At 70.4% G+C, this 21,818-nt stretch carries 17 protein-coding genes; 4 read left to right on the forward strand and 13 right to left on the reverse strand.

From position 1 onward, the window contains the following. Positions 1 to 3: 3 nt before the first annotated feature. On the reverse strand, positions 4 to 1,299 hold the full coding sequence (locus tag EDF24_RS07670) for an ABC transporter substrate-binding protein (RefSeq protein ID WP_123702010.1): 1,296 nt from the start codon (positions 1,297 to 1,299) through the stop codon (positions 4 to 6). Between the two features lie 134 nt (positions 1,300 to 1,433). Here EDF24_RS07670 and EDF24_RS07675 point away from each other — a divergent pair, with 134 nt between their 5' ends. Next, entirely contained in the window at positions 1,434 to 2,630 is a 1,197-nt protein-coding gene (locus EDF24_RS07675; RefSeq protein ID WP_123702012.1) for an ROK family protein, read from the forward strand. Between the two features lie 57 nt (positions 2,631 to 2,687). Here EDF24_RS07675 and EDF24_RS07680 read toward each other — a convergent pair whose 3' ends face one another. The 12 genes from EDF24_RS07680 to EDF24_RS07735 all read right to left on the reverse strand — a co-directional run bounded on the left by EDF24_RS07680 (position 2,688) and on the right by EDF24_RS07735 (position 19,258). Next, a complete protein-coding gene (locus tag EDF24_RS07680; protein WP_123702014.1) occupies positions 2,688 to 3,899 on the reverse strand; it encodes an ABC transporter permease in 1,212 nt (403 codons plus the stop codon). Beyond that, complete coding sequence (locus tag EDF24_RS07685; protein ID WP_123702016.1) at positions 3,896 to 4,831, reverse strand: ABC transporter ATP-binding protein; 936 nt, start codon at positions 4,829 to 4,831, stop codon at positions 3,896 to 3,898. Before EDF24_RS07685 ends, EDF24_RS07680 begins: the two co-directional genes overlap by 4 nt. 79 nt (positions 4,832 to 4,910) lie before the next feature. After that, positions 4,911 to 6,101 carry an alpha-hydroxy acid oxidase gene (locus EDF24_RS07690; protein WP_123702598.1) on the reverse strand — a complete coding sequence of 397 codons (1,191 nt, stop codon included), beginning with the start codon at positions 6,099 to 6,101 and terminating at the stop codon, positions 4,911 to 4,913. Between the two features lie 128 nt (positions 6,102 to 6,229). Beyond that, positions 6,230 to 7,723, reverse strand: a complete 1,494-nt coding sequence (locus tag EDF24_RS07695; protein ID WP_123702018.1) for a rhamnulokinase family protein — start codon at positions 7,721 to 7,723, stop codon at positions 6,230 to 6,232. 4 nt (positions 7,724 to 7,727) lie between these two features. Beyond that, positions 7,728 to 9,812 (reverse strand): bifunctional aldolase/short-chain dehydrogenase, encoded by a 2,085-nt coding sequence (locus EDF24_RS07700; protein WP_123702600.1) that lies wholly within the window; start codon positions 9,810 to 9,812, stop codon positions 7,728 to 7,730. A 2-nt stretch (positions 9,813 to 9,814) separates the two neighbouring features. Continuing rightward, complete coding sequence (gene rhaI / locus EDF24_RS07705; protein ID WP_123702020.1) at positions 9,815 to 10,984, reverse strand: L-rhamnose isomerase; 1,170 nt, start codon at positions 10,982 to 10,984, stop codon at positions 9,815 to 9,817. A 302-nt stretch (positions 10,985 to 11,286) separates the two neighbouring features. Beyond that, positions 11,287 to 13,596, reverse strand: a complete 2,310-nt coding sequence (locus tag EDF24_RS07710) for a family 78 glycoside hydrolase catalytic domain (RefSeq protein WP_123702022.1) — start codon at positions 13,594 to 13,596, stop codon at positions 11,287 to 11,289. A 110-nt stretch (positions 13,597 to 13,706) separates the two neighbouring features. Continuing rightward, entirely contained in the window at positions 13,707 to 14,573 is an 867-nt protein-coding gene (locus EDF24_RS07715; protein ID WP_395867621.1) for a carbohydrate ABC transporter permease, read from the reverse strand. Beyond that, positions 14,570 to 15,424 (reverse strand): carbohydrate ABC transporter permease, encoded by an 855-nt coding sequence (locus EDF24_RS07720; protein ID WP_123702602.1) that lies wholly within the window; start codon positions 15,422 to 15,424, stop codon positions 14,570 to 14,572. Before EDF24_RS07720 ends, EDF24_RS07715 begins: the two co-directional genes overlap by 4 nt. Positions 15,425 to 15,504: 80 nt before the next feature. After that, entirely contained in the window at positions 15,505 to 16,827 is a 1,323-nt protein-coding gene (locus EDF24_RS07725) for an ABC transporter substrate-binding protein (protein WP_123702027.1), read from the reverse strand. A gap of 304 nt (positions 16,828 to 17,131) precedes the next feature. Further along, positions 17,132 to 18,229 (reverse strand): LacI family DNA-binding transcriptional regulator, encoded by a 1,098-nt coding sequence (locus EDF24_RS07730; protein WP_123702029.1) that lies wholly within the window; start codon positions 18,227 to 18,229, stop codon positions 17,132 to 17,134. Positions 18,230 to 18,247: 18 nt separating this feature from the next. Further along, complete coding sequence (locus tag EDF24_RS07735; RefSeq protein ID WP_123655657.1) at positions 18,248 to 19,258, reverse strand: LacI family DNA-binding transcriptional regulator; 1,011 nt, start codon at positions 19,256 to 19,258, stop codon at positions 18,248 to 18,250. Between the two features lie 326 nt (positions 19,259 to 19,584). On the opposite strand from EDF24_RS07735, the gene EDF24_RS07745 reads away from it, so the two are divergent. From EDF24_RS07745 to EDF24_RS07755, 3 genes are read left to right on the forward strand one after another with little or no spacing between them, the layout of a single operon-like run. Next, positions 19,585 to 20,910 carry an MFS transporter gene (locus EDF24_RS07745; RefSeq protein WP_221181356.1) on the forward strand — a complete coding sequence of 442 codons (1,326 nt, stop codon included), beginning with the start codon at positions 19,585 to 19,587 and terminating at the stop codon, positions 20,908 to 20,910. Then, positions 20,907 to 21,299 (forward strand): L-rhamnose mutarotase, encoded by a 393-nt coding sequence (locus tag EDF24_RS07750; protein WP_243698251.1) that lies wholly within the window; start codon positions 20,907 to 20,909, stop codon positions 21,297 to 21,299. The genes EDF24_RS07745 and EDF24_RS07750 overlap by 4 nt, the downstream gene beginning before the upstream one ends. Before the next feature lie 46 nt (positions 21,300 to 21,345). After that, a complete protein-coding gene (locus EDF24_RS07755) occupies positions 21,346 to 21,777 on the forward strand; it encodes a DNA methylase (RefSeq protein ID WP_123702033.1) in 432 nt (143 codons plus the stop codon). The last annotated feature ends 41 nt before the right edge of the window (positions 21,778 to 21,818 follow it).

Raw genomic sequence — 21,818 nt, forward strand, 5'->3', positions numbered from 1 at the left:
TCCTTAGGCGGACCGGAGCGCGAGCCGCGCCCAGTCGGCGTCGAGGGTGCGGAGCTGCCGCGCGGGGTCGCCGCCCAGGGCGATCGCCTGGGCGTAGTTCGCGACGGGGATCTCGGCGGGGATGAGCTGCGAGGCGCCGAGGGAGAACGCGGCGGAGTCGTAGAACGACTGCATGCCGGCGAGCGCGGGGTTCGAGGCCGGCGGGGCGTCCTTCCGGACGCCGAAGCCGTTGTTGTCCGCGTTGTACTTGTCGTTGACCTTCGGCTGCATCAGGAAGGTCAGGAAGTCGCGGGCGGCTTCCTGCTTCTTCGACTGCTCCGGGATCCAGAGGGCGAGGTCGACGTTCACCCGGACCTTCCGGTCGTCGGGGTCGTCGGTGACGGGCAGCGGGAACGTGCCGAGGTCCATGTTCTTCGTGGTCTTCGCGATCTCGCCGAGTGCCCACGGTCCCTGCATGTACATCGCGGCCTTGCCCTGGGCGAACGCCAGGTTGCCGTCGCCGTACCCACGGCTGGCGGCGTCCTTGTTCGACCACTTCGCGAGCTGCGTCATGCGCTGCATCGGCATCGCGAAGTCCTTCTCGAACGACACCTTCGAGTCCTTGCCGACGCTCGTGCCCTCACGCTGCAGGGACGTGAAGGTCGCCGGCACGTCGAGTGCACCGCCGATGCTGTAGTCGAACATCCCCTGGGCGATCGTCCACGTGTCCTTGTAGGTGTTGTAGAACGGCGTGACCCCGGCGGCGGTGAGCTTGTCGCAGACGGCGGCGAGCTCGGTCCAGGTGGTGGGGACCTCGACGCCGTTGTCGGCGAACAGCTGCTTGTTGTAGATCACGCTGGCGGACATCACCGAGTAGGGGAGTGCGCTCTTGCGGCCCGGGTAGTCCGCGGTCTGCTCCATGAGCGGCCACAGGTCGGGGTTGATCGTGTCCGCCTGCTCGAGGTCGGACAGGTCGGTGAGGGCCCCGTGCTCGACGAACGGCACGACCGAGAAGTTGTAGTTCCAGCACCCGAGGTCCGGCGGCGCGTTCCGCACGAAGTTCGCGGACATGTTCGACGTCGAGTCGCGGATCACCCGCACGCTCGACTGGCTGTCGTGGAACTGGGCGATCAGGTCGTCGAAGTACCCGATGACCTCGGGCTTCGACACGTAGAACGTGATCGTCTCGGGTCGCTTCGATGTCGATCCGATCGGGGCGCACCCGGCGAGTGCGAAACCGCTGGCGATGCCGCCGGCCCCCAGCAGGAACGACCGTCGGCTGACCCCCGCGGTGTTCCGAGTCGTGGCGTGTTGCTTCACGTCGTCTCCGTCCGTCCGGACCCGGCGTCCCTGCCGTTCCGGAATCGCGGACCGGCTCCGGTGCCGCCCGCAGGACTAAATGTAGCGAGAAAATCTAATAGCGCAAGGAACTCGCGTCGCGGTAGTGTCACGACATGCCGCAGCGCCGTGGAACCGCACGCGGGTCGAGTGCCGAGATCGTGCTCGACCATGCGTTCGCCGCGCGCGCCTTCACCGCGACAGAGGCGATGGACGCCACGGGCCTGACCCGCTCCACCGTGCTCGCGGCCTGCGACGAACTCGTCCGGCTCGGCTGGATCCGCGAGCTCGACGACGCCCGCGCGGCGGGGGAGTACCGGATGGGACGGCCGGCCCGGCGGTACGGGCTCGACGAGCGCGCGGGCGTGGTCGTCGGCATCGACGCCGGGCAGCACCGGATCGCGGTGCTCGTCGCCGACCTGCGCGGGACCGTGCTCGGGCGTGCCTCCGGCGACCTCGGGGAGGCCGGCCTCGACGTCCCCGTCCGGCTCGGCGTCATCCGGGACACGGTCGCACGCGCACTGGCGGCGGCCGCGGTCCCCGGCGACGACGTCCTGGTCACCACCGTCGGGGTCCCCGCGCCCGTCGATGCCGTCGGTGCCTCGCCGGCCGACGACGGCGGCTACTGGGCGGCGATGAACCCCGGCTTCGGGGCGGTGCTCCGGCAGGGCACCGTCGTGGTCGAGAACGACGCGAACCTCGCGGCCGTCGCCGAACGCGGTGCCGGTGGCGACGGTTCGTTCGCCGCACTGCTCGCCGGCGAACGGTTCGGCACCGGGCTCGTGGTCGACGGCACCCTGCTCCGCGGCGCACACGGCGGCGCGGGTGAGATGCGCGTGCTCGACCTGGTGGCCGGCGTCGGCTCGCCCGAGGGACTCGGGAGCACGGCTCGGGTGCTCGCCGCCGAGGCGGTCGCGGACGGTCGCGTGCTCCCCGGCACCCCGCTCGCCGCGGCCCCGGACGGCATCGACGCAGCGGCGCTGTTCGCCGCCGCCGAGGCCGGCGACGCCGTCGCGGTCGAGCTCGTCGAACGGCTCGGCGACCGGCTCGCCCGGGTCTGCGTGGTGCTCGCGAGCCTGCTCGACATCGACCGCGTCGTGGTCGCCGGCGCCATCGCCGAGCCGGCGGAGGTCGTCATCGCCCACGCCCGCCGGCTGCTCGACACGTGGCACTACGACCCCGTGCCGACGATCGTCGCGTCGACGCTCGGCGCGGACGTCGTCGTCCGCGGTGCCATCGCGCTGGCGCTCGACGTGGTGCGCGAGGCACCGCTCGCGCTCAGTCTGCCCGGGCGGACCGCGATCGTCGCGTGACGGCGACGGTGACGGTGACGGTGACCGTCGCGGTGACTGCGGCCACGCGCGTGCGGGTCAGCGCCGCCGCCAGGAGAGCACCTGCCGGACGGTGACCTTCGACCCGTACTGGGCGACCGAGTGCCGGAACAGGTACTGCGCGAACCAGAGCAGCACGAACGCGACGGCGAACACCTCGACGATGCAGACCACCGACTCCACCGGGGACAGCGCACCGACCGCGTTCCGCACCATCGCGGTGACCGGGGTGAACGTCGGGAAGTACGTGAAGAAGGTGGCGACCGGCGACGACGGGCTCGTCATCACGAAGAACGCCGCGTAGACCGGGATGATCAGCGAGAAGATCGCCGCCGACTGCAGCGTCGAGGCGTCCTTGATCGAGGGGACCGCGGCGCCGACGGTCACGAAGAGCGCCGAGGCGAGCAGTACCCCGCCGAGCAGCAGCAGGGCGCCGACGAGCATCCGCCACGGGTCGATGACGACGTCCCCGACCCGGTCGGCGACGAGCGGGACGACGACCACGAGCGAGAGCAGGCCGGGCACCAGGAACACCCCGATCTGGACCAGACAGACCAGCAGCATCGCGACGACCTTGCCGCGGATGAGGTCCCCGGCGGTCACCGTGGTGAGGATCATCTCGGAGATGCGGTTCTCCTTCTCCTCCACGACCACCGTCACCATGCGGGCGGCGAGCAGGATCACCAGGCCGAAGAACGCGGCGACGTAGACCAACGGCGGCACGATCGACAGCCACCCGGGCGCGACCTTCCCGTTCGCGTAGGCCGTCACGTCCGCGGTCGGTGGGGAGCGGAGGATGCTGACCGCCTCCGGGTCGTCGACCTCCGCGGCCACGCTCTGCTCGAGCACGCGCTGCGCGAGCGATGAGTACCCGCCGTTCTCGAACAGCCCGCGGTCCTTCGCGGTCACCGTGATCGAGTCCGTCGACGGGGACTCGGGGAACACGACGAGCGCGTCGAGCCGGCCGGCGATCACGTCGGCCCGGTCCCCGGACGGATCGGTGGACGGGGTCCCGCCCCAGCGTGCCGCGACGGACTCCGAGACCAGGCCGGAGTGGTCGACGTAGTGGAACGGGGTCTTCGTCGCCGACGAGCTCGAGACCGCGGAGTCCGTGCCGGCGGCCTGCCCGACCCCGACGAGCAGGGACACCACGATGATGACGAACGGGAGCGCGAGGGTGCCGATCCAGAACGCGGGCTTCTTGACCGCGCGGACGAACTCGAACCGGATGACGGTGCCGATGCGGCTCATCGTGCTCCTCCCGCCATGCGCTCGTCGGCGCCCGCGTCGTGGCCGTAGACCTGCACGAAGATCTCGTCGAGCGGGATCCGGCGCATCTCGAAGCCGGTGACGTGCACGCCCGCGGCGACCAGCGACGCCAGGATGTCCGACCCGTCCGCTGCTGCCGACGTCGAGGGCACGAGGTAGGCAACGTGCCCCTCGTGCCGGGCGAGCTTGTAGCGCGGGGACGACGGGACCGGACCGTCGAGGGCGACCTTCGCGACGGCGCCGCCGAAGGTGTCCTGCACCTCGGGGATGGAGCCGTACGCGGCCGCGGTGCCGTCCTTGAGCAGGAGGATCCGGTCGCAGAGCCGCTCGACCTCGTCCATGTGGTGCGTCACGAGGATCACCGTCGCACCGTCGGCCTTCCGCTCGTCGACCAGGTCGAGCAGCAGCCGGCGGTTCACCGGGTCGAGGCCCTTCGTCGGCTCGTCGAGGATGAGCAGGCGCGGCCGGTCCATGATCGTGATCCCGAGCTGGACCTTCTGCTGCTGCCCGCCGGAGAGCTTGTCCACGCGGGCCTTCGCCCGGTCCGCGAGCCCGACCCGCGCCAGGTAGTCCATCGACCAGGCCGTCGCCGCGGGGCGCTTCATGCCGCGGAGCGCCGCGAAGTACGTCATCACGTCGAGGACGGACTCCTTGCGGTACAGCCCGCGCTCCTCGGGGAGGTACCCGATCCCACCGGTGGCCGGCCGGTACGGGTGCCCGTCGATCGTGAGCGTGCCCGAGGTCGGCGACGTGATGCCGAGCAGCGCGCGGATCGTCGTCGTCTTGCCGGAGCCGTTGCTGCCGAGGAGCCCGAAGGTCTCACCGGGGGCGATGTCGAACGAGAGCCCGTCCACCACCGCACGGTCCCCGAACCGCATCACGAAGTCCTGCACGCTGATGCTCGCCCCGGCCATGGAGCCCCCTTCTCGCTCCGCCGACCCTACCGGCCGCCGCTGAACCGCCCCCTCCGGGGACGGTCCGGATCGACGCTGACTACCGGCCGAGGGGCACCAGGCGCGCCAACTGCGTGACGTGACCGGGCTCGAGCTCCTCGAGCGACGCGACACCGAGCAGGCGCATGGTGCGCTCGATCTGTTCGGAGAGGATCTGGATCATCCGGTCCACCCCGGCCTCGCCACCCGCCATCAGCCCGTAGAGGTACGCCCGGCCGACCATCGTGTACCGCGCACCGAGGGCGACGGCGGCGACGATGTCCGCGCCGGACATGATGCCCGTGTCCAGGTGCACTTCGGTGTCGTTCCCCACCTCTTTCACGACCTGCGGCAGCAGGTGGAACGGCACCGGGGCGCGGTCGAGCTGTCGGCCGCCGTGGTTCGAGAGCGTGATGCCGTCGACACCCATGTCGGCCAGACGCTTCGCGTCCGCCAGGGACTGGACGCCCTTGACGACGACCTTGCCCTTCCACTGCGAGCGGATCCAGGCGAGGTCCTCGTAGGTGACGGTCGGGTCGAACATGTGGTCGAGGAGCTCCCCGACGGTGCCGGACCAGCGGTCGAGCGAGGCGAACGCCAGCGGCTCGGTGGTGAGGAAGTCGAACCACCACCACGGCCGCGGGATCGCGTTCACGATGGTCTTCACGCCGAGCTGCGGCGGGATCGAGAACCCGTTGCGCTTGTCGCGGAGCCGCGCTCCCGCGACGGGCACGTCGACGGTGACGAGGAGCGTGTCGAACCCGGCCTTCTCGGCGCGGGACACGAGCGCCATCGACTTCTCGCGGTCCTTCCACATGTAGAGCTGGAACCAGTTCCGGCCGTGCGGGTTGGCGTCGCGGACGTCCTCGATCGCGGTGGTGCCCATCGTGGAGAGCGCGAACGGGATGCCCGCGCGTCCGGCGGCGCGGGCTCCGGCCCGCTCGCCCTCGGTCTGCATCATCCGCGTGAACCCGGTCGGCGCGATGCCGAACGGGTACGCGACCGGCGACCCGAGCACGTCCCAGGAGGTGTCGACCGAGGACACGTCGCGCAGGATCGCGGGCGTGAACTCGATGTCCTCGAACGCCTGGCGCGCACGGGCGAGTGAGATCTCCGCCTCGGCGGCGCCCTCGGTGTAGTCGAACGCGGCACGCGGGGTGCGGCGCTCGGCGATGTCCCGGAGGTCCCAGATCGTCAGCGCCCGGTCGAGCCGCCGACGCCGGGCGTTCAGGTCCGGCTTCTTGAACTGCATGAGCGGCGCGAGGTCGCGCACCGTCGGCAGCTGCCGCTTGACCTTCGGCCGTGCGGTCGACGCGCTCCCCGGCCCGGGGAACGGTGCTCCGGTCGCGGGGTCGATGCGCTTGCCGTCGTCGGTGGTGGTCATGCGTGGCTCCTGACGTTGGTCCGGTCGGGTTCGGCGCGCGACGGCGCCGTGGGGGAGTAGCGCACGGGCTCGACGGTCCGCGCGACGATGCTCCGGAGTGCCTCCAGTGAAGCCCCTCCGAGGCCTGCGAGTCCAGCGGCGCGCGCCTGGACGAGCACGTTGCCGAGCGCCGTGGCCTCGACGGGGCCCGCCAGGACGGGCAGCCCGGTGCGGTCCGCGGTGAGCTGGCAGAGCAGCCGGTTCTGCGATCCGCCGCCGACGACGTGCACGACGCGGATGTCCTTGCCCGTCACTTCGGTGATCGTCCGCAGCGTGGACGCGTAGGCCGCGGCGAGTGACTCGAGGATCGACCGCACGAACTCCGCGCGGGTCGTCGGTGCGGGGAGACCGTGCGCCGAGCACCAGGCCGCGATCCTGGTCGGCATGTCGCCGGGCGGCGTGAACGACTCGTCCGCGGGGTCGAAGACGGTGACCGGGGTGGTGACGGCCGCGGCGGAGGCGATGAGGGCCTCCAGGTCGATGTTCGCGCCGCCACGTTCCCAGGTCCGGACGCTCTCGGAGAGCAGCCAGAGCCCGGACACGTTCTTGAGGAACCGGACCCGGCCGTCGACGCCGCCCTCGTTCGTGCAGTTCGCGTCGCGCGCCGCGTCCGACAGGACGGGCGCGTCGAGCTCGACGCCGACCAGGGACCAGGTGCCGGAGGAGATGTACGCGAAGTCCGGTTCGGTCGCGGGGACCGCGACGACCGCGGAGGCCGTGTCGTGCGACCCGACGAGCGTGACGGGCGCGCTGCGCCGACCGGTCCTGGCGCCGACCAGGTCGGCGACGGCCGGCAGCAGGGGGCCGAGTCGGTCTCCCGGATCGCGCAGGGTGGGCAGCAACCCGGCCGGGAGGCTCGCGGCAGCCCGCAACGCCGGGTCCCACCCACGCGTGGTGGCGTTCAGGGCCCCGGTCGTCGATGCGTTCGTGCGCTCGGCCGCCTCGACGCCGGTGAGCCAGTACCCGAGGAGGTCCGGGACGAGCAGGGCACGGTCGGCTCCGCCGACCGCCGGGTCCGCGGCCCACTGGAACAGCGTGTTGAACGGCAGGTGCTGCAGGCCGTTCCGGCGGTACAGCTCGGCGGCGTCCATGCGCGCGTGCACCTCGGCGACCCCGCGCTCGTGCCGCTCGTCGCGGTAGGCGTACGGCAGCCCGAGCAGCCGGCCGTCACGGAGCAGGCCGTAGTCCACCGCCCAGGAGTCGATGCCGATGCTGGCGATGTCCGGATGCCGGGCGACGGCCTCGCGCAGCCCGACGGTCACCTGCCGGTAGAGCTCGACGACGTCCCAGTGCAGGGCGTCCCGGTCGTGCTCGTGGAGCGTCACCGGACCGTTCGGGAACCGGGCGACGTGCTCCATCCGCACGCCGTCCGTGTCGACGTGCCCGACGATCACCCGGCCGCTCGTGGCGCCGAGGTCGACCGCGGCCACGCTGCCGCTGCTGCTGGCCATGGCGCTAGCGCAGGAACGCCGCGGCGACGCCCGCGTCCACGGGCACGTGCAGCCCCGTGGTGTGCGAGAAGTCGTCCGTGCAGATCGCGTAGACGGCGTTCGCGACGTTCTCCGGCACGACCTCGCGCTTGAGGATCGTCCGCTGGGCGTAGAACTTCCCGAGGTCCTGTTCCTCGATGCCGTAGGTCTTCGCGCGGTTCGCACCCCAGCCGGACGCGAAGATGCCCGAGCCGCGGACCACCCCGTCGGGGTTGATGCCGTTGACGCGGACCCCGTGCTCGCCGAGCTCGGCCGCCAGGAGTCGCACCTGGTGCGCCTGGTCGGCCTTCGTGGCGGAGTAGGCGATGTTGTTCGGGCCGGCGAACACCGAGTTCTTGCTCGAGATGTAGACGATGTCGCCGCCGAGCCCCTGCTCGATGAGGACCTTCGCGGCGGCCTTGGACACCAGGAACGAGCCCTTCGCCATCACGTCGTGCTGCAGGTCCCAGTCCTGCTCGGTGGTCTCCAGCAGGGACTTCGACAGGCTCAGCCCGGCGTTGTTGACGACGAGGTCGAGGCCGCCGAAGTGCAGCAGGGTCTCCTGGACCGCACGCTCGATGTCGGCGGCGCTCGTGACGTTCGCGCTGACGCCGATCGCCCGGTCGGTGTTGCCGATCTCCGTCGCGGTCGCCTGTGCCTTCTCGAGGTCGAGGTCCGCGATGACCACCGCCGCCCCCTCGGCCGCGAGACGCTTCGCGATCGCCTTGCCGATGCCGCTCGCCGCGCCGGTGACCAGGGCGATACGGGTGGCGAGCTTCGCCGGTGCGGGCATCCGCTGGAGCTTCGCCTCTTCGAGGGCCCAGTACTCGATGCGGAACTTCTCGGCCTCGTCGATCGGGGCGTAGGTGCTGAGGGACTCCGCGCCGCGCATGACGTTGATCGCGTTGCCGTAGAACTCGCCGGCGACGCGGGCGGTCTGGGCGTCCTTGCCGTAGGAGAACATCCCGACGCCGGGGACCAGCACGATGAGCGGGTCGGCACCACGGATCGCGGGGGACTGCTCGTCGGCGTGCCGGTCGTAGTACGCCTGGTAGTCCTCGCGGTAGGTCGTGTGCAGCTCGTGCAGGCGTTCGATCTGCTCCTCGGCGGTGGCCGTCGCGGGCAGGTCGAGGATGAGCGGCTTCACCTTGGTGCGGAGGAAGTGGTCCGGGCAGCTCGTGCCCAGGGCCGCGAGTTCCTCGGCGCGTGCGGACGCCAGGAAGTCGAGGACGGCGTCGCTGTCGGTGAAGCTCCCCACGACCGGCTTGTCGTGGCCGGCGATGCCGCGGATCGTCGGAGCGAGCGCAGCCGCACGGGCACGTCGATCGTCGACGGGCAACGCCTCGAAGCCCCGGCGGACCGGGCCGAACGGGTCCGCTGCGCCGTGCTGTGCGATGTACTGCTCCGCGGTGTCGATGATCCAGCGGGAGTTGCGCTCGGCCTCGTCGCTGGTGTCACCCCACGCCGTGATGCCGTGCCCGCCGAGGATCGTGCCGATCGCCTCCGGGTGGTCGCGCTTGATCGCGGCGATGTCGAGCCCGAGCTGGAACCCCGGACGGCGCCACGGGACCCACACCACCTTCTGGCCGAAGACCGTCTCGGTCAGGGCCGGGCCGTCGGCCGCGGTGGCGATGGCGATGCCGGCGTCCGGGTGCAGATGGTCCACGTGCGGGGCGTCGACGAGTGCGTGCATCGCCGTGTCGATCGACGGCGCGGCGCCGCCCTTGCCGTGCAGGCAGAAGTCGAACGCGGCGACCATCTCGTCCTCGCGCTCGACGCCTGGATAGACGTCCTGGAGCGCGCGGACCCGGTCGACCCGCAGCACCGCGAGGCCAGCGGGGGTCAGCGTCCCGAGGTCGCCCCCGGAGCCCTTCACCCACAGCAGCTCCACCGGTTCGCCGGTCACCGGGTCGGTGGCGGTGCCCTTCGCGGAGGTGTTCCCGCCGGCGTAGTTCGTGATGCGGGGATCGGAGCCGAGCGCGTTCGACCGCGCGATGAGGGCACCGATCGTGGTGTCTGCGTCGGTGTCGTGCGTGGCGGGGTCCACCCGGGCCTCCAGGCTGTTGCTCATGGTCACGCGCCCCAACCGGCCTGGACGCCGCCGACACGCTCGTCGGCGATCGTGCGCTGGTAGCCGGAGTCGAGGTAGGCGCGCATCGGGTTCGCGGGGAGTCCGCGGGACTCGCGCCAGGCGGCGAGGTCCTGCCGGACGTCCGTCTGGAACGCGTCCATGAAGATCTCGTTCGCGCCGAGGACGTCGTGGGCTTCCTGCGCGGCGGTCAACGCGACGCGGTCGAGCAGCAGCGCACGGGCGGTCATCTCCTGCACGTTCAGCACCGAGCGGATCTGGCCGGGGATCTTGTCCTCGACGTTGTGGCACTGGTCGAGCATGAACGCCACATCGGGGTTGTCGTAGCCGCCGCCGCGGACGACCTCGACCAGGATGCGGAACAGCTGGTACGGGTCGGCGGCGCCGACGATCAGGTCGTCGTCCGCGTAGAAGCGCGAGTTGAAGTCGAAGGAACCGAGCTTCCCGAGACGCAGGAGCTGCATCACGATGAACTCGATGTTCGTGCCGGGGGCGTGGTGGCCGGTGTCGAGGCAGACCATCGCCTTGTCGCCGAGCGCGCTCGTCTGGACGTAGCTGGTGCCCCAGTCCGGGACGTCCGTGTGGTAGAACGCCGGCTCGAAGAACTTGTACTCGAGCACCAGGCGCTGGTCGTCCCCGAGCCGGTCGTAGATCGTCGACAGGGAGTCGTGCAGGCGGTCCTGGCGGCTCCGCATGTCCTCCTGTCCCGGGTAGTTCGAGCCCTCGGCGAGCCAGATCTTCAGGTCACGGCTGCCGGTGGCGTCCATCACGTCGATGCAGCGGAGGTGGTGGTCGATCGCCTTCTGCCGGATCGACTCGTCGACGTGGGTCAGTGCGCCGAACTTGTAGTCGTCGTCCTGGAACGTGTTCGAGTTGACGGTGCCGAGGGAGACCCCGTGCTCCTGCGCGTGACGCTTCAGGTCCGCGAAGTCGTCGACGACGTCCCACGGGATGTGGAGCGCGACGGTGGGGGCGAGCCCGGTGTACCGGTGCACCTGCGCGGCGTCCGCGATCTTCTCGTAGGGGTCGCGCGGGGTGCCGGGTGTGCTGAACACCTTGAAGCGGGTGCCGGAGTTGCCGAAGGCCCAGGACGGGAGTTCGATCTGCTGGCGCGCCAGTTGTTCGGCGACGGAGCTGAAGCTCGCTGATGTCATCGTGTCACTTCCTCGTGTGCGATTGAATCGTTTCATACGGTAGTCGTCGGCGGAGCGCGGCGCAAGCGGTGCGGCGTGCGCGCCTGTCGCGTAAGCGGTGCGGATCGCTTCCGCACAACCAAAAGCGTTCCGCACCGCGAGATCCCGTGGTGCGAGGTGGTTTCGGTTGTGCGAACGGCCGCGGGCCGCGGGCCGGCCGGGCCGGGCGGCCGGGCGGCCGGGCCGGGCCGGGCGGCCGGGCGGCCGGGCCGGGCCGGGCCGCCCGGCGGGTCCGCCCGGCCTACCCGGCGGGTCCGCCCGGCCTACCCCGCGGGGACCGCGGCCGGCGCACGCAGCTCGTGCGTACCGCCGCCGAGCCGTTGCTCGTCGAGGCCGGGCAGCCGCACGACGGCGGTCACGCCGTCCGGGATCGTCGCCTGCACCTGGAGCTCGCCGTCGATCACCTCCCACCGCACCGCGATCCGCCCGCGTACGCTCTCGAGTGAGGTGGATGCCCACGTCAGGCCCCCGCCGGGCTGCGGCGCGATCAGCACCGACGCGTACCCGGGCTCCAGCGGCGCGAGGCCACCCACCACGCGGTGCATCCAGTCCGCCACGGCACCGAGTGCGTAGTGGTTGAAGGAGGTCATCTCGCCCGGGTTGATCGTGCCGTCGGGGAGCATCGAGTCCCAGCGCTCCCAGACCGTCGTCGCCCCCATGGTCACCGGGTACAGCCACGACGGGCACTCCGTCTGCAGCAGCAGCCGGTATGCGTCGTCGATGTGACCCGTCTGCGTCAGCGCGTCCGTGATGAACGGCGTGCCGGCGAAGCCCGTCGAGATCCGGTACCCCGACGCGGCCGCAAGCTCCGCGAGTCGGTCACCGGCCGCCGCGGTTTCCTCGTCCGACAGGATCCGGAACACGATGGCGAGCGCGTAGACGGTGGTGCAGTCGGACGTGATCCGTCCGCCCGTCACGTAGTGCTCCCGGAACGCGGCCTGGAGGCTCGTGGCCAGCTCCTGGGCCTCGCTCGCCTCCGCCTCGTGGCCGGTCAAGCGCGCCGCCTGCGCCACCAGGGTCGCGCTGCGGTACGCGCACGCCGTCGCGACGACGCCCGGGTCGGCCTTCGCCTTCGCCGCGTCCTCCGGCGGGGCGTCGGGGTCGAGCCAGTCGCCGAACTGGAACACCGTGTCCCAGAGGCCCTGGGGCGACAGGTGGTCCTTGATCCGACGCAGGTGCGCGACCATCGAGTCGAGCTGTTCTTCGAGTACGGCGGTGTCACCGTAGGCCTGGTAGAGCGTCCACGGCACCCAGACCCCGGCGTCGGACCAGATCGCGGTGGCGTCTGGCTTGCCGAAGTCCTCGGCGGGGGAGTACTTCAGCACGTCCGGCACCACGAACGGGATGACCCCGTCGGCATGCTGCTGCTCGAGCCACACGTCGCGAAGCCAGTCGCCGAGGAACGCCCTGGTGTCGAACAGGTACGACGCCGTCGGAGCGAACGCCGCGATGTCGCCCGTCCAGCCGAGGCGCTCGTCACGCTGTGGGCAGTCCGTCGGGACGCTCAGGAAGTTGCCCTGCATGCCCCGGACGACGTTGTCGTGGAAGGTGTTGAGCAGGTCGTGGCTCGATTCGAACGTGCCGGTCCTGGTGAGGTCGGAGCCCACCTGCACCGCGACCAGTGCCGTCCGGAGCTCGTCGAGGGTGCCTGGCCAGCCCTCGACGGACGCGTACCGGAAGCCGTGGAACGTGAAGCGGGGCTCGAAGCGGTCCTCCGCAGCGCCGCTCAGGGTGAGGTGGTCCGTCGCCTTCGCCGTGCGCAGCGGGCGCGTGCCGAGCTCGTCGTGCTCGAGCACCTCGGCGTGCTTGATCGTCAGGACGGTGCCGGCCGGACCGGAGGCGACGACGCGGAGCCAGCCGACCAGGTTCACGCCGAAGTCGACCAGTGTCGCGCCGGACGGGCTCGTCCAGACCTCGACCGGGGTGATCTCGGCGAGCGGTCGGACCGGCGGGACCGTGTCGGCGACGAGCTCGCGGTCGCCGATGTCGACCGTGTGGACCGTCGTCGTCGTGCCGGCGTGTCCGTCGGTGCTCGGCGTCGTCACCGTGCCGGGCGTCAGGAAGCTGCCGTCGCGGAGGCGGCCGTCGATGTCCTCACCGTCGTAGAGCTGGTCGGCGGTGATCGCGCTCGACAGTGCCTGCCAGTCGGTGTCCGTGGCGACGGTCTGTACGTGGCCGTCCTCGAACTCGATGCGGAGCTCGGCGAACCCGGCGCGTTCGTCCGTGTACCAGCCGCCACCGCCGCCCCATGCGAGCCGTCCGGCCGCCCAGCCGTTGCCGATGACGAGTGCGAGCACGACCGCCGCACCCGGGGCTGTCGAGCGCAGGTGCGAGAGCACATCGTGCGAGGCGACGCGGATGCGCCACTCGTAGCTCGTCCACCCGGGCTCGAGCAGGTGGTCGGAGACCCGGGTCCCGCCGAGCCACGCCTCGACGACGCCGAGGGCGCTGACGTCGAGGGTCGCTCTGCGGACGGCGCCGTGGCCGTCGTCGATGGTGAACTCCCGGCGCAGGATCGGAGCGCTGCCCAGGTCGGTGTCGCTCCCGATGAACGGTGCGGTCCAGTTGGTCATGGTGTCCTTCCGGCGGCCGTCGTCGTCGACGGCCGCGTCGTTGGTGGGTGGGGACTGCCGGACGAGACCGACCCGTGGTGGTGGGTCGGGCCTCCCGTCCGGGGCGGGCGTCAGCCCTTGACGGCGCCGCTGGTCATGCCGGCGACGATCTGGCGTTGGAAGAAGACGTAGAGGATCAGGGGCGGGATCGTGATGAGCAGCACGTCGGTGAACAGCAGGTTGAGCTGGCTGACGGACTGACTCTGGAACGCGTACAGCGTCTGTTGGACGGTGGCGTTCTCGGACCCGGGCAGGAAGTACAGGGGGTTCGCGAAGTCGTTGAAGACGGCGACCGCCTGCACGAGCACGACCGTGATGATGACCGGCTTGAGCAGCGGCAGGATGACGCCGAAGAACAGCCGGATCGGGCCGGCGCCGTCCAGCACGGCTGCCTCGTCGAGCTCCTTCGGGATGGTCGCCACGAACGCGCGGAACAACAGGATGCAGAACGACAGGCCGAAGGTGGCCTCGATGAGGATCATCCCGCCCATCGTCTTGAACAGGCTCAGCCCCTGCAGGACCCAGATCGTCGGGACGATCGCTGGTGGCACGATCAGGCCAGCGAGGACGAAGAAGTTGATCACACCGTTCCACCGCCCTGGGCGACGCTGCAGGACGTAGCCGACCATGGCGGAGAAGACCACCATGATGACGACGCTGCCCACGGTGAGCACGGCGCTGTTCAGGAACGCCCGGACGATGCCGGACTCGCCCGTCTGGAACACTGCCTGCAGGTTCTGCCACAGCTGCCAGTCGGTCGGCAGGGTGAAACCGAGTTGGTTCGCCTCGGCCGGTGACTTCGCGGCCTGCAGCAGGACGAAGACGAACGGCACGAGGAAGACCACGAACGAGACGACGATGGCGACGATGCCGATGATCCACTTGCGGACGGCCGCCGGGCGTCTCCTGCGCGGCGTGGGCGTGCTGATGGCGGTCACAGTTCCGGCTCCTTCCGGTTCAGCAGCCATGACACCGGGACCATGATCGCCGTGACGACGACGAACAGGACCACGTTGCCGGCCGTCGACAGGCCGTAGAAGCCCGCCTGGTACTGCTTGTAGATCACACTCGCGATGACATCGCTGGTGAACCCGGGTCCGCCGCCGGTCATCGCCCAGATCAGGTCGAAGGACCGTAGGCCCCCGATGAGCGACAGGATGATCACCGTCCCCATCGCCGGGCGGGACAGCGGCAGCGTGATGTTCCGGAAGATCGTCCACGCGCTCGCGCCGTCGACACGAGCAGCCTCGAAGTACTCCTGCGGGATCGCCACGATGCCCGCGATGAAGATGAGGGTCGCGATGCCGACGCCCTTCCAGATGTCCACCGCCGCGACGCTCCACAGTGCGAGCGCCGGGTCGGTCAGCCAACCCGGGGTGGGGAGGCCGACCGAGCCGAGCACGCCGTTGATGATCCCGTGGAACGGGTCCATCAGTGCCTTGAAGGTGATGCCGATGCCGATCGTCGATACGAGCACCGGGAAGAACACGACCGCCCGGAGGTAGCCACGCCCGAGCACGGGGGACGTGAGGAGCAGGGCGAGGGCGAGTCCGAGGACCACCTTCGCCGCGCTCGTCACGAACCCGTACTCGAACGTGTGGACGAATCCCGAGACGAGCTGCGGGTCCTGGAAGAACCGGACGAAGTTGTCGAAGCCGATGAAGGTCTGGTCGAACAGCGTCCAGCGGGTGAGCGAGAAGTAGAACCCGGCGAAGGTCGGGACCGCGAAGAACACGACGTAGAGCGCGATCGCCGGGATGAAGAACCAGGCCGGGTAGAACGAGCGCATGCGCTTCCGGGCGGGACCCGGTCCGGCCTTCGTGGTCCGCGGCGGGGCCGCCGCCGTCGTGAGGGTCGCGGTCACCGTCGTCACCAGCCCTTGATGCCGAGCTGCTGGGCCTGCTGCACGACGTCCTGGTCGTACTGCTTCGCGCCCACCGCAGCGGTGGAGATGCCGGAGCCGACCTGGACGCAGATCTTCTCGAGGTTCGGTCCCTTGATCGGGGAGTGGAACTCGAGGGCCGACGACGACTTGCCGTCGTCGATGTACTTCTGCAGGTCATCGACGATCGGAGCCACCGAGTCCGGCAGCGCGCAGGAGCTGATCACGTAGGGGCCCCCGGCGATGCCGGTGTCGTTCTGCACCTTGCAGCCGTCGGACGAGTTGGCGAAGGCGATGAACTTCTTCGCCGCTGCCAGCTTGTCGCCCGTCGTGGTCTTCGGGACGTAGAGACCGTTCGGCTCCCAGATCGTCATCCGCGTGTCCGCCGCGTCGTCCGCCGGGAGCGCGAAGACGCCGATGTCGTCGACCGCGTCCGGGCTGTCCTGCTGCAGCGTGGAGATCGAGTTGGTCAGCATCGGGTACTGCGCACCCGTCCCGTCGGCGAGCATCTTCAGGCCGTTGGCTTGGGTGGCCGATGCGTAGTCCTCGTTGAGCAGACTCTTGTCCTGCACTGCCGCGAGATGCTGGAACCCGGCGAATGCCGGCTGCTTCGCGTAGGACTCCTCGTGCGCGGTGTACTGCGATGCCCAGTCGCTCTGCTGGGCCGCGATGTTGGCGAAGTCGGCGAGCACGAAGAGCTGGCTCGTCCACGTGTCGCCGTACGTCTGGATGATCGGCGCGGCCTTGCCCGCGGCCTTGATCTTCTCGCTGTTGCTGATGAACTCGTCCCACGTGGTGGGGATCTTCAGGCCGAGGTCGGCGTAGACCTTCTTGTTGTACATCACGCCGCCACCGAAGCTCGTGCCGATCGGTGCGCCGTACATGCCCTTGTCGGTGCTGACGACGCTCGTGAACTGCTTGTCGACGTCCTTCGCCCAGCTCTGGTCCGACAGATCCACCAGGGTGTTGTCCGGGTTGAGTGCCTGCAGGAGCGAGCCGGAGTTGTAGTTGAAGACGTCGTCCATCTCGCCGGTGGACAGCCGGGTCTTGACCAGGTTGTCGCCGTCGGTGCCCTGCGGCTTCGTGTCGACCTTGACGGTGATGTCCGGGTTCGACTTCTCGAACGCCGCGACGAGGGCCTTCGTCGTGACGGCGGTCGCCGTGGAGTTGTCGACCAGGTAGCTGATCTGGAGCTTGCCGCCGCTGCCGGTGTCGGCGGAGCCGCCCGACGAACACGCGGCGAGACCGCCGATGAGGACCGTGGCGCCGCCGATGGCGAGCAGCCTTGTGGTCAGGGAACGAGCTGACATCCTTACCTCCTCGTAAGGCCCGAGCGTGCGGGGTGCCCGGGGTGAAACGGACCCGGAACCGCGTCGTCGCGGCTCCGGTCGTGCTGTTTAGAACGTTTCAATCGGAATCGAACCACGTCGATTGAAGCGTGTCAATAACTGATTCCGATTCGTGACGAACTGGCGCGCTCCAAGCCCGAGGCGTCATGCACGGGGTGCGCGGGTGTCCGTTCCCGGAACACCCGAGGTGCCCAGACCCGTCGAGACGTCGGCCTGATCGTGAGACGCCCGAAGCCCGGCGGTGTCTCGACGGGCGAGGGGTGCGTCAGGGCTCGGTGCGGCGCGGATCCGTCGGTGAGGCAGCGGCGGCGCGGGCGGCGGCCGCCCCCTCGCGGCCGAGCGTGCTCTCGCGGGGGACGAGTTCACTGCCGATGACGACGCTGCGGTGCACGTGTCTGTCCGGAGCGTCCGTGAGTTCGCCGAGCAGCAGCTCGACCGCGGCCGATCCCATCTCGGCACCGTGCATCGTCACCGATGTCAGCGGCACGGCGCCACCCCACGCGATCGAGTTGTGGTCGCAGCCGGACACCGGGATGTCCTCCGGAACGCGGATCCCAGCAGCGCGGAGCTCCGTCACCACCGCCATCGCGAGCAGGTCCGTCACGCCGAGCACGCCGTCGGGTCGCTCGGAATCGGCCATCCGGGCGATCCGCGCGCCGGCATCAGTCCCACCGGGTGGGTCGATGTCCCCGGCGTCGACGTCGACCAGCGAGACGCCGGCGTGGGCGGCGATCGCGCGGAGGACCCCGGAGCGTCGTCGGTGCACCGGCTGGAGTTCCTGACGTGCGCTGACGAACCCGATCCGACGGCAGCCGAGCGCGATGAGGTGCTCGGCTGCGATGAACCCGGCCTGTTCGTTGTCGACGACGACCGAGCAGGCGTCCACCTCGGACGGCTCGAAGTTCACGTAGACGACCGGGTGTCCGTGTCGGCGGGTGAGTTCGACCTGCTCGCGCGACTCGCTCATCGTGGCGAGCAGGATGCCCGAGGTCCTGGTGCTCTCGAGGAACGCGAGGTGGTCGGCCTGCGCACGGAGGTCGTTCTCGCTGCTGGCGATGAGCAGCGTGAAACCCCGGGCGCGCGCGGCCAGTTGTGCGCCGTTCAGCATGTCGCTGAACAGGGAGTTCTGCAGCGAGGAGACCACGAGGCCGATGGAGCGCGTGCTGCCGGAGACCAGCGCGCGGGCGTTACCGTTCGGCGTGTACCCGAGGTCGGCGATCGCCGCGTGCACGCGTGCGGCGGTGGTCTCGCGCACGCGCTCCGGGTGGTTCAGGACGTTCGACACCGTCGCCAGTGACACGCCCGCCCGAGCAGCGACGTGGTGCACGCTCGGCGGCCCGTCACGACGAGGGGGCTGCACCATCCCTTGATCGTAGACGTGTCAGCGTTCGCGGACCGTGGACTGGCGCACCACGAGCTCCGGCGTGAACTCCACGTGCTCCAGGTCGACGTCCTGCCCGTGCTCGACCTGACGCACGAGCAGCTCGATCGCCTGACGACCGAGGTCCTGCGCCGGCTGCCGGATCGACGTCAGCGGGACGACGGCGGCCTCGGCGAACGCGATGTCGTCGTAGCCCACGATCGCGATCTCGTCGGGCACGACCACGGACCCGCGCATGATGAACGCCTGCTCGAGTCCGACGGCGATGAGGTCGTTCGCCGCGAACACGGCGTCCGGGCGCGAACCGGCGGGGCGGCGCTGGAGCTCCTCGCCGATGCGCCGTCCCTCGAGCACGGAGAGTGACGTCGTCCGCAGCACCTCGAGCGACGCGCCCGCTGCGGTCGCCGCGGCCAGTGCTCCGGCGTGCCGGTCCGCCACCTGCCGGATCCCGAAGGGCCCGCCGACGAAGGCGATGCGCTGGCGGCCGATCGCGAGCAGGTGCGACACCGCGATCCGGCCCCCGGCGACGTCGTCCACCGAGACCGACGCGAAGTGCTCGTCGTCGGCACGCCGGTCCACGAGGACCACCGCCGTGCCCTGGTCCCGGAGTCGTGCGAGCCGCGCGAGGTCGTCGCCGGCGGGGGAGATCAGGAGTCCGGCGACGCGGCGCTCCTCGAACAGGTCGACGTAGGTGGCCTCCCGCTCGGTGGACTCGTCGGAGTTGCCGATCAGGACCGCGAGGCCCTTCGACATCGCGGCGTCCTCGGCGCCGCGTGCGACGTCGGTGAAGAAGGGGTTGCCGCCGTCGAGGACGATGAGTCCGACGGTCGAGCTGCGGCCCGCCCGGAGCTGGCGTGCGGAGTCGTTCCGCACGAAGCCGAGTTCGGCGATGGCGTTCTGCACGCGTTCGACCGTCGCGGGGGCGACCTTCTCGGGGCGGTTCAGGACGTTCGACACCGTGCCGAGCGACACGCCCGCGAGCGCTGCCACTTCACGAACGCTCACCGTCATGCGGTCATCCTGGCATCCCGGTGGCCTCGCACCGTGCGAGGCGCGCCTCGCAGTGCCCGCTCGTTCCTTCCCATCACGTCTGCGATGGGAAGTGGAATCGCGCGTGGGTGGTCGGAAGAATCGACTTCCTACGCGCGATTCCACCTCCCACGCGCGATCCGACCCCCCCCCGCCCCCCCCCGACCCCCGACCCCCCCCCCGACCCCCGACCCCCGACCCGCCGCCCCACCGCCCCGCCCTGCACTTGCGGCGAGGGAGCGGGACCGGATATCGTCCTCGCGCAGCGTTGAAACGATTCACTGACGAAACGGACGAACGGAGGACCAATGGCGGTCCGCATCGGAGCGAGCAACACCACCGGCTGGAAGGCCACCATCTCGGTGGCCATGTCGAACTACATCGAGTCCGGGTCGATCATCGCGATCGCCACGAGCCTGGCGTTCTGGCAGGCGCAGTTCCACATCGGCGACCTCGGCGTCGGGCTCCTCGCGAGCCTGTCCTCGAACGCGTTCGGCGCTGCGATCGGCGCGGCCATCGGTGGCCCGCTCTGCGACCGCTACGGCCGCAAGTTCATCTACACCTACGACCTGCTCCTCTACATGCTCGGCGTCGTGCTCGCGGTGTTCGCCGGCAACTACGGCATGCTCCTCACCGGCTTCATCCTCTGCGGCATCGCCGTCGGCGCCGGTGTCCCCGCGAGCTGGACGTACATCGCCGAGCAGGCCCCCGCGGGCAAGCGTGCCGCCCACGTCGGCACCGCGCAGCTCGCGTGGTCGATCGGCCCGATGGTCGGCTTCGCGCTCGCCATCGCCGCAGCGCCGCTCGGTCTGCTCGGCAGCCGGCTCATCTTCGCGCACCTGTTCGTCGTCGCGGCCGTGGTGTGGTGGCTCCGCCGCGGGCTCCCGGAGTCGAACATCTGGAAGGACGAGCGTGCCGCCACCGGTCAGGTCAGCCTCTTCCACGGTGTCGGCCAGCTCTTCAGCAAGCGGATCAACCTCGTCGCGATGCTGTTCCTGTTCGGCGTCTACGCGATGTGGAACACCGTCGCGGGGCAGGCCGGCATCTTCCAGCCGCGCATCTACGCCGCCACCGGGGTCACGAGTGTGATCGAGCAGGACTCCCTGCAGGTCCTCGTGTGGTTCTGCACGGTGCTGACGACGTACTTCGTGTTCATGCGGTTCGGCGACCGGATCAGCCGACGCCTCCTGTTCGCCGTCGGGGCCGCGCTCGCGATCCTCACCTGGGCGGTCCTGATCTACGGGCCCGCGAACCTCGGGACCCTGCTCTTCTTCGCGATCGGCTGGGGGATCTCGTCCGGCATCGGCGCGCAGGCGTTCTACGGCCTGTGGACGAGCGAGCTGTTCGCCACCCGCTACCGCGCGAGCGCCCAGGGCGTGCTGTTCCTCGCCGCCCGGGTCACGGTCGGCCTGCTGAGCATGTGGTTCCCCGTGCTCCTCACCGACATCGGCCTCCGCCCGCTCGGCGGCCTGATCATCGGCCTGCTGGCGGTGTCGTTCCTCGTCGGGACGATCTGGGCACCGGAGACGCGGGGCAAGTCCCTCGAGGAGATCGAGGTCGAACGCTACGGCACGGTCACCAGCGGCACGGGCACGGTCCGCACGGTCGACGAGCGCGCGGAAGCGTCCCGGTGATCGAGTCCACGGGTCAGCACCCGACGGGAGGCCCGGATCACGTCACCCGCGTCTGCTTCCGTCTGCAGGTGGCCGAGCAGCACATGGACGCCTACCGGGAGCGCCACGCCACCGTCTGGCCGGCGATGCTCCGCGCGATCGCCGGCGCCGGCCGACGGAACTACTCCCTGTTCCTCGACGACGACGGGCTCCTGATCGGCTACTACGAGACGGACTCGGTGGCCGATGCCGATGCGGCGCTCGCGTCGAGCGAGGTCGCGGCGGCGTGGGAGTCGCACATGCAGGACCTCTTCGACGGCGCCACGGGCCGGGCCGACCAGACCGCCCGGATCCTGCCGGAGGTCTTCAACCTCGAGGACCAGCTCGCCGCCGCCGACGCTCCCGACTGACGCGCGCCGCCCCGGCGCTCGGGACGCGGCGGGTAGCGTCCGCGGCATGGCTGACGTCACACACGCCGAGGACCTCGGGATCGACCTGTCCGACGGCAAGCCCCAGCAGCTCTACCGGTGGTTCCTCGCGAGCATGCTGTTCGGCAGGCCGATCCGGCAGCAGCAGGCGGCCGACACGTACCGCGCGCTCATCGACCACGGGTTCACGAGTCCGGGGAAGTTCGCTGAGGCCGGTCGTGAGGGGCTGCGGAAGGTCCTGGACGAGGGCGGCTACGGGCGCTTCGACTACCAGATGACCGATGCGCTGCACGAGACCATGCACACGCTCGACGCCGACGAGGGCTCGGTGTCACATCTGGTGAAGACGGCGAGTTCGCGGCAGGAACTGCGCGACCGACTGGGCGAGCTCAAGGGTGTCGGGCCGAAGACGATCGAGATCTTCCTGCGCGACGTGCCCGACGCGGTCCTGCCCGACTGACGCCGGGCAGGACGCGGTCCTGCCCGACTGACGCCGGGCAG

This window comes from Curtobacterium sp. PhB130 (assembly GCF_003755165.1).
Taxonomy (GTDB): domain Bacteria; phylum Actinomycetota; class Actinomycetes; order Actinomycetales; family Microbacteriaceae; genus Curtobacterium.

Excerpts from the sequence above, each read along its gene's own strand:
- EDF24_RS07675 (WP_123702012.1), top strand. The coding sequence starts at position 1,434 with ATGCCGCAGCGCCGTGGAACCGCACGCGGGTCGAGTGCCGAGATCGTG.
- EDF24_RS07680 (WP_123702014.1), bottom strand. The coding sequence starts at position 3,899 with ATGAGCCGCATCGGCACCGTCATCCGGTTCGAGTTCGTCCGCGCGGTC.
- EDF24_RS07685 (WP_123702016.1), bottom strand. The coding sequence starts at position 4,831 with ATGGCCGGGGCGAGCATCAGCGTGCAGGACTTCGTGATGCGGTTCGGG.
- EDF24_RS07690 (WP_123702598.1), bottom strand. The coding sequence starts at position 6,101 with ATGCAGTTCAAGAAGCCGGACCTGAACGCCCGGCGTCGGCGGCTCGAC.
- EDF24_RS07695 (WP_123702018.1), bottom strand. The coding sequence starts at position 7,723 with ATGGCCAGCAGCAGCGGCAGCGTGGCCGCGGTCGACCTCGGCGCCACG.
- EDF24_RS07700 (WP_123702600.1), bottom strand. The coding sequence starts at position 9,812 with ATGAGCAACAGCCTGGAGGCCCGGGTGGACCCCGCCACGCACGACACC.
- rhaI (WP_123702020.1), bottom strand. The coding sequence starts at position 10,984 with ATGACATCAGCGAGCTTCAGCTCCGTCGCCGAACAACTGGCGCGCCAG.
- EDF24_RS07710 (WP_123702022.1), bottom strand. The coding sequence starts at position 13,596 with ATGACCAACTGGACCGCACCGTTCATCGGGAGCGACACCGACCTGGGC.
- EDF24_RS07720 (WP_123702602.1), bottom strand. The coding sequence starts at position 15,424 with ATGCGCTCGTTCTACCCGGCCTGGTTCTTCATCCCGGCGATCGCGCTC.
- EDF24_RS07725 (WP_123702027.1), bottom strand. The coding sequence starts at position 16,827 with ATGTCAGCTCGTTCCCTGACCACAAGGCTGCTCGCCATCGGCGGCGCC.
- EDF24_RS07730 (WP_123702029.1), bottom strand. The coding sequence starts at position 18,229 with ATGGTGCAGCCCCCTCGTCGTGACGGGCCGCCGAGCGTGCACCACGTC.
- EDF24_RS07735 (WP_123655657.1), bottom strand. The coding sequence starts at position 19,258 with ATGACGGTGAGCGTTCGTGAAGTGGCAGCGCTCGCGGGCGTGTCGCTC.
- EDF24_RS07745 (WP_221181356.1), top strand. The coding sequence starts at position 19,585 with ATGGCGGTCCGCATCGGAGCGAGCAACACCACCGGCTGGAAGGCCACC.
- EDF24_RS07755 (WP_123702033.1), top strand. The coding sequence starts at position 21,346 with ATGGCTGACGTCACACACGCCGAGGACCTCGGGATCGACCTGTCCGAC.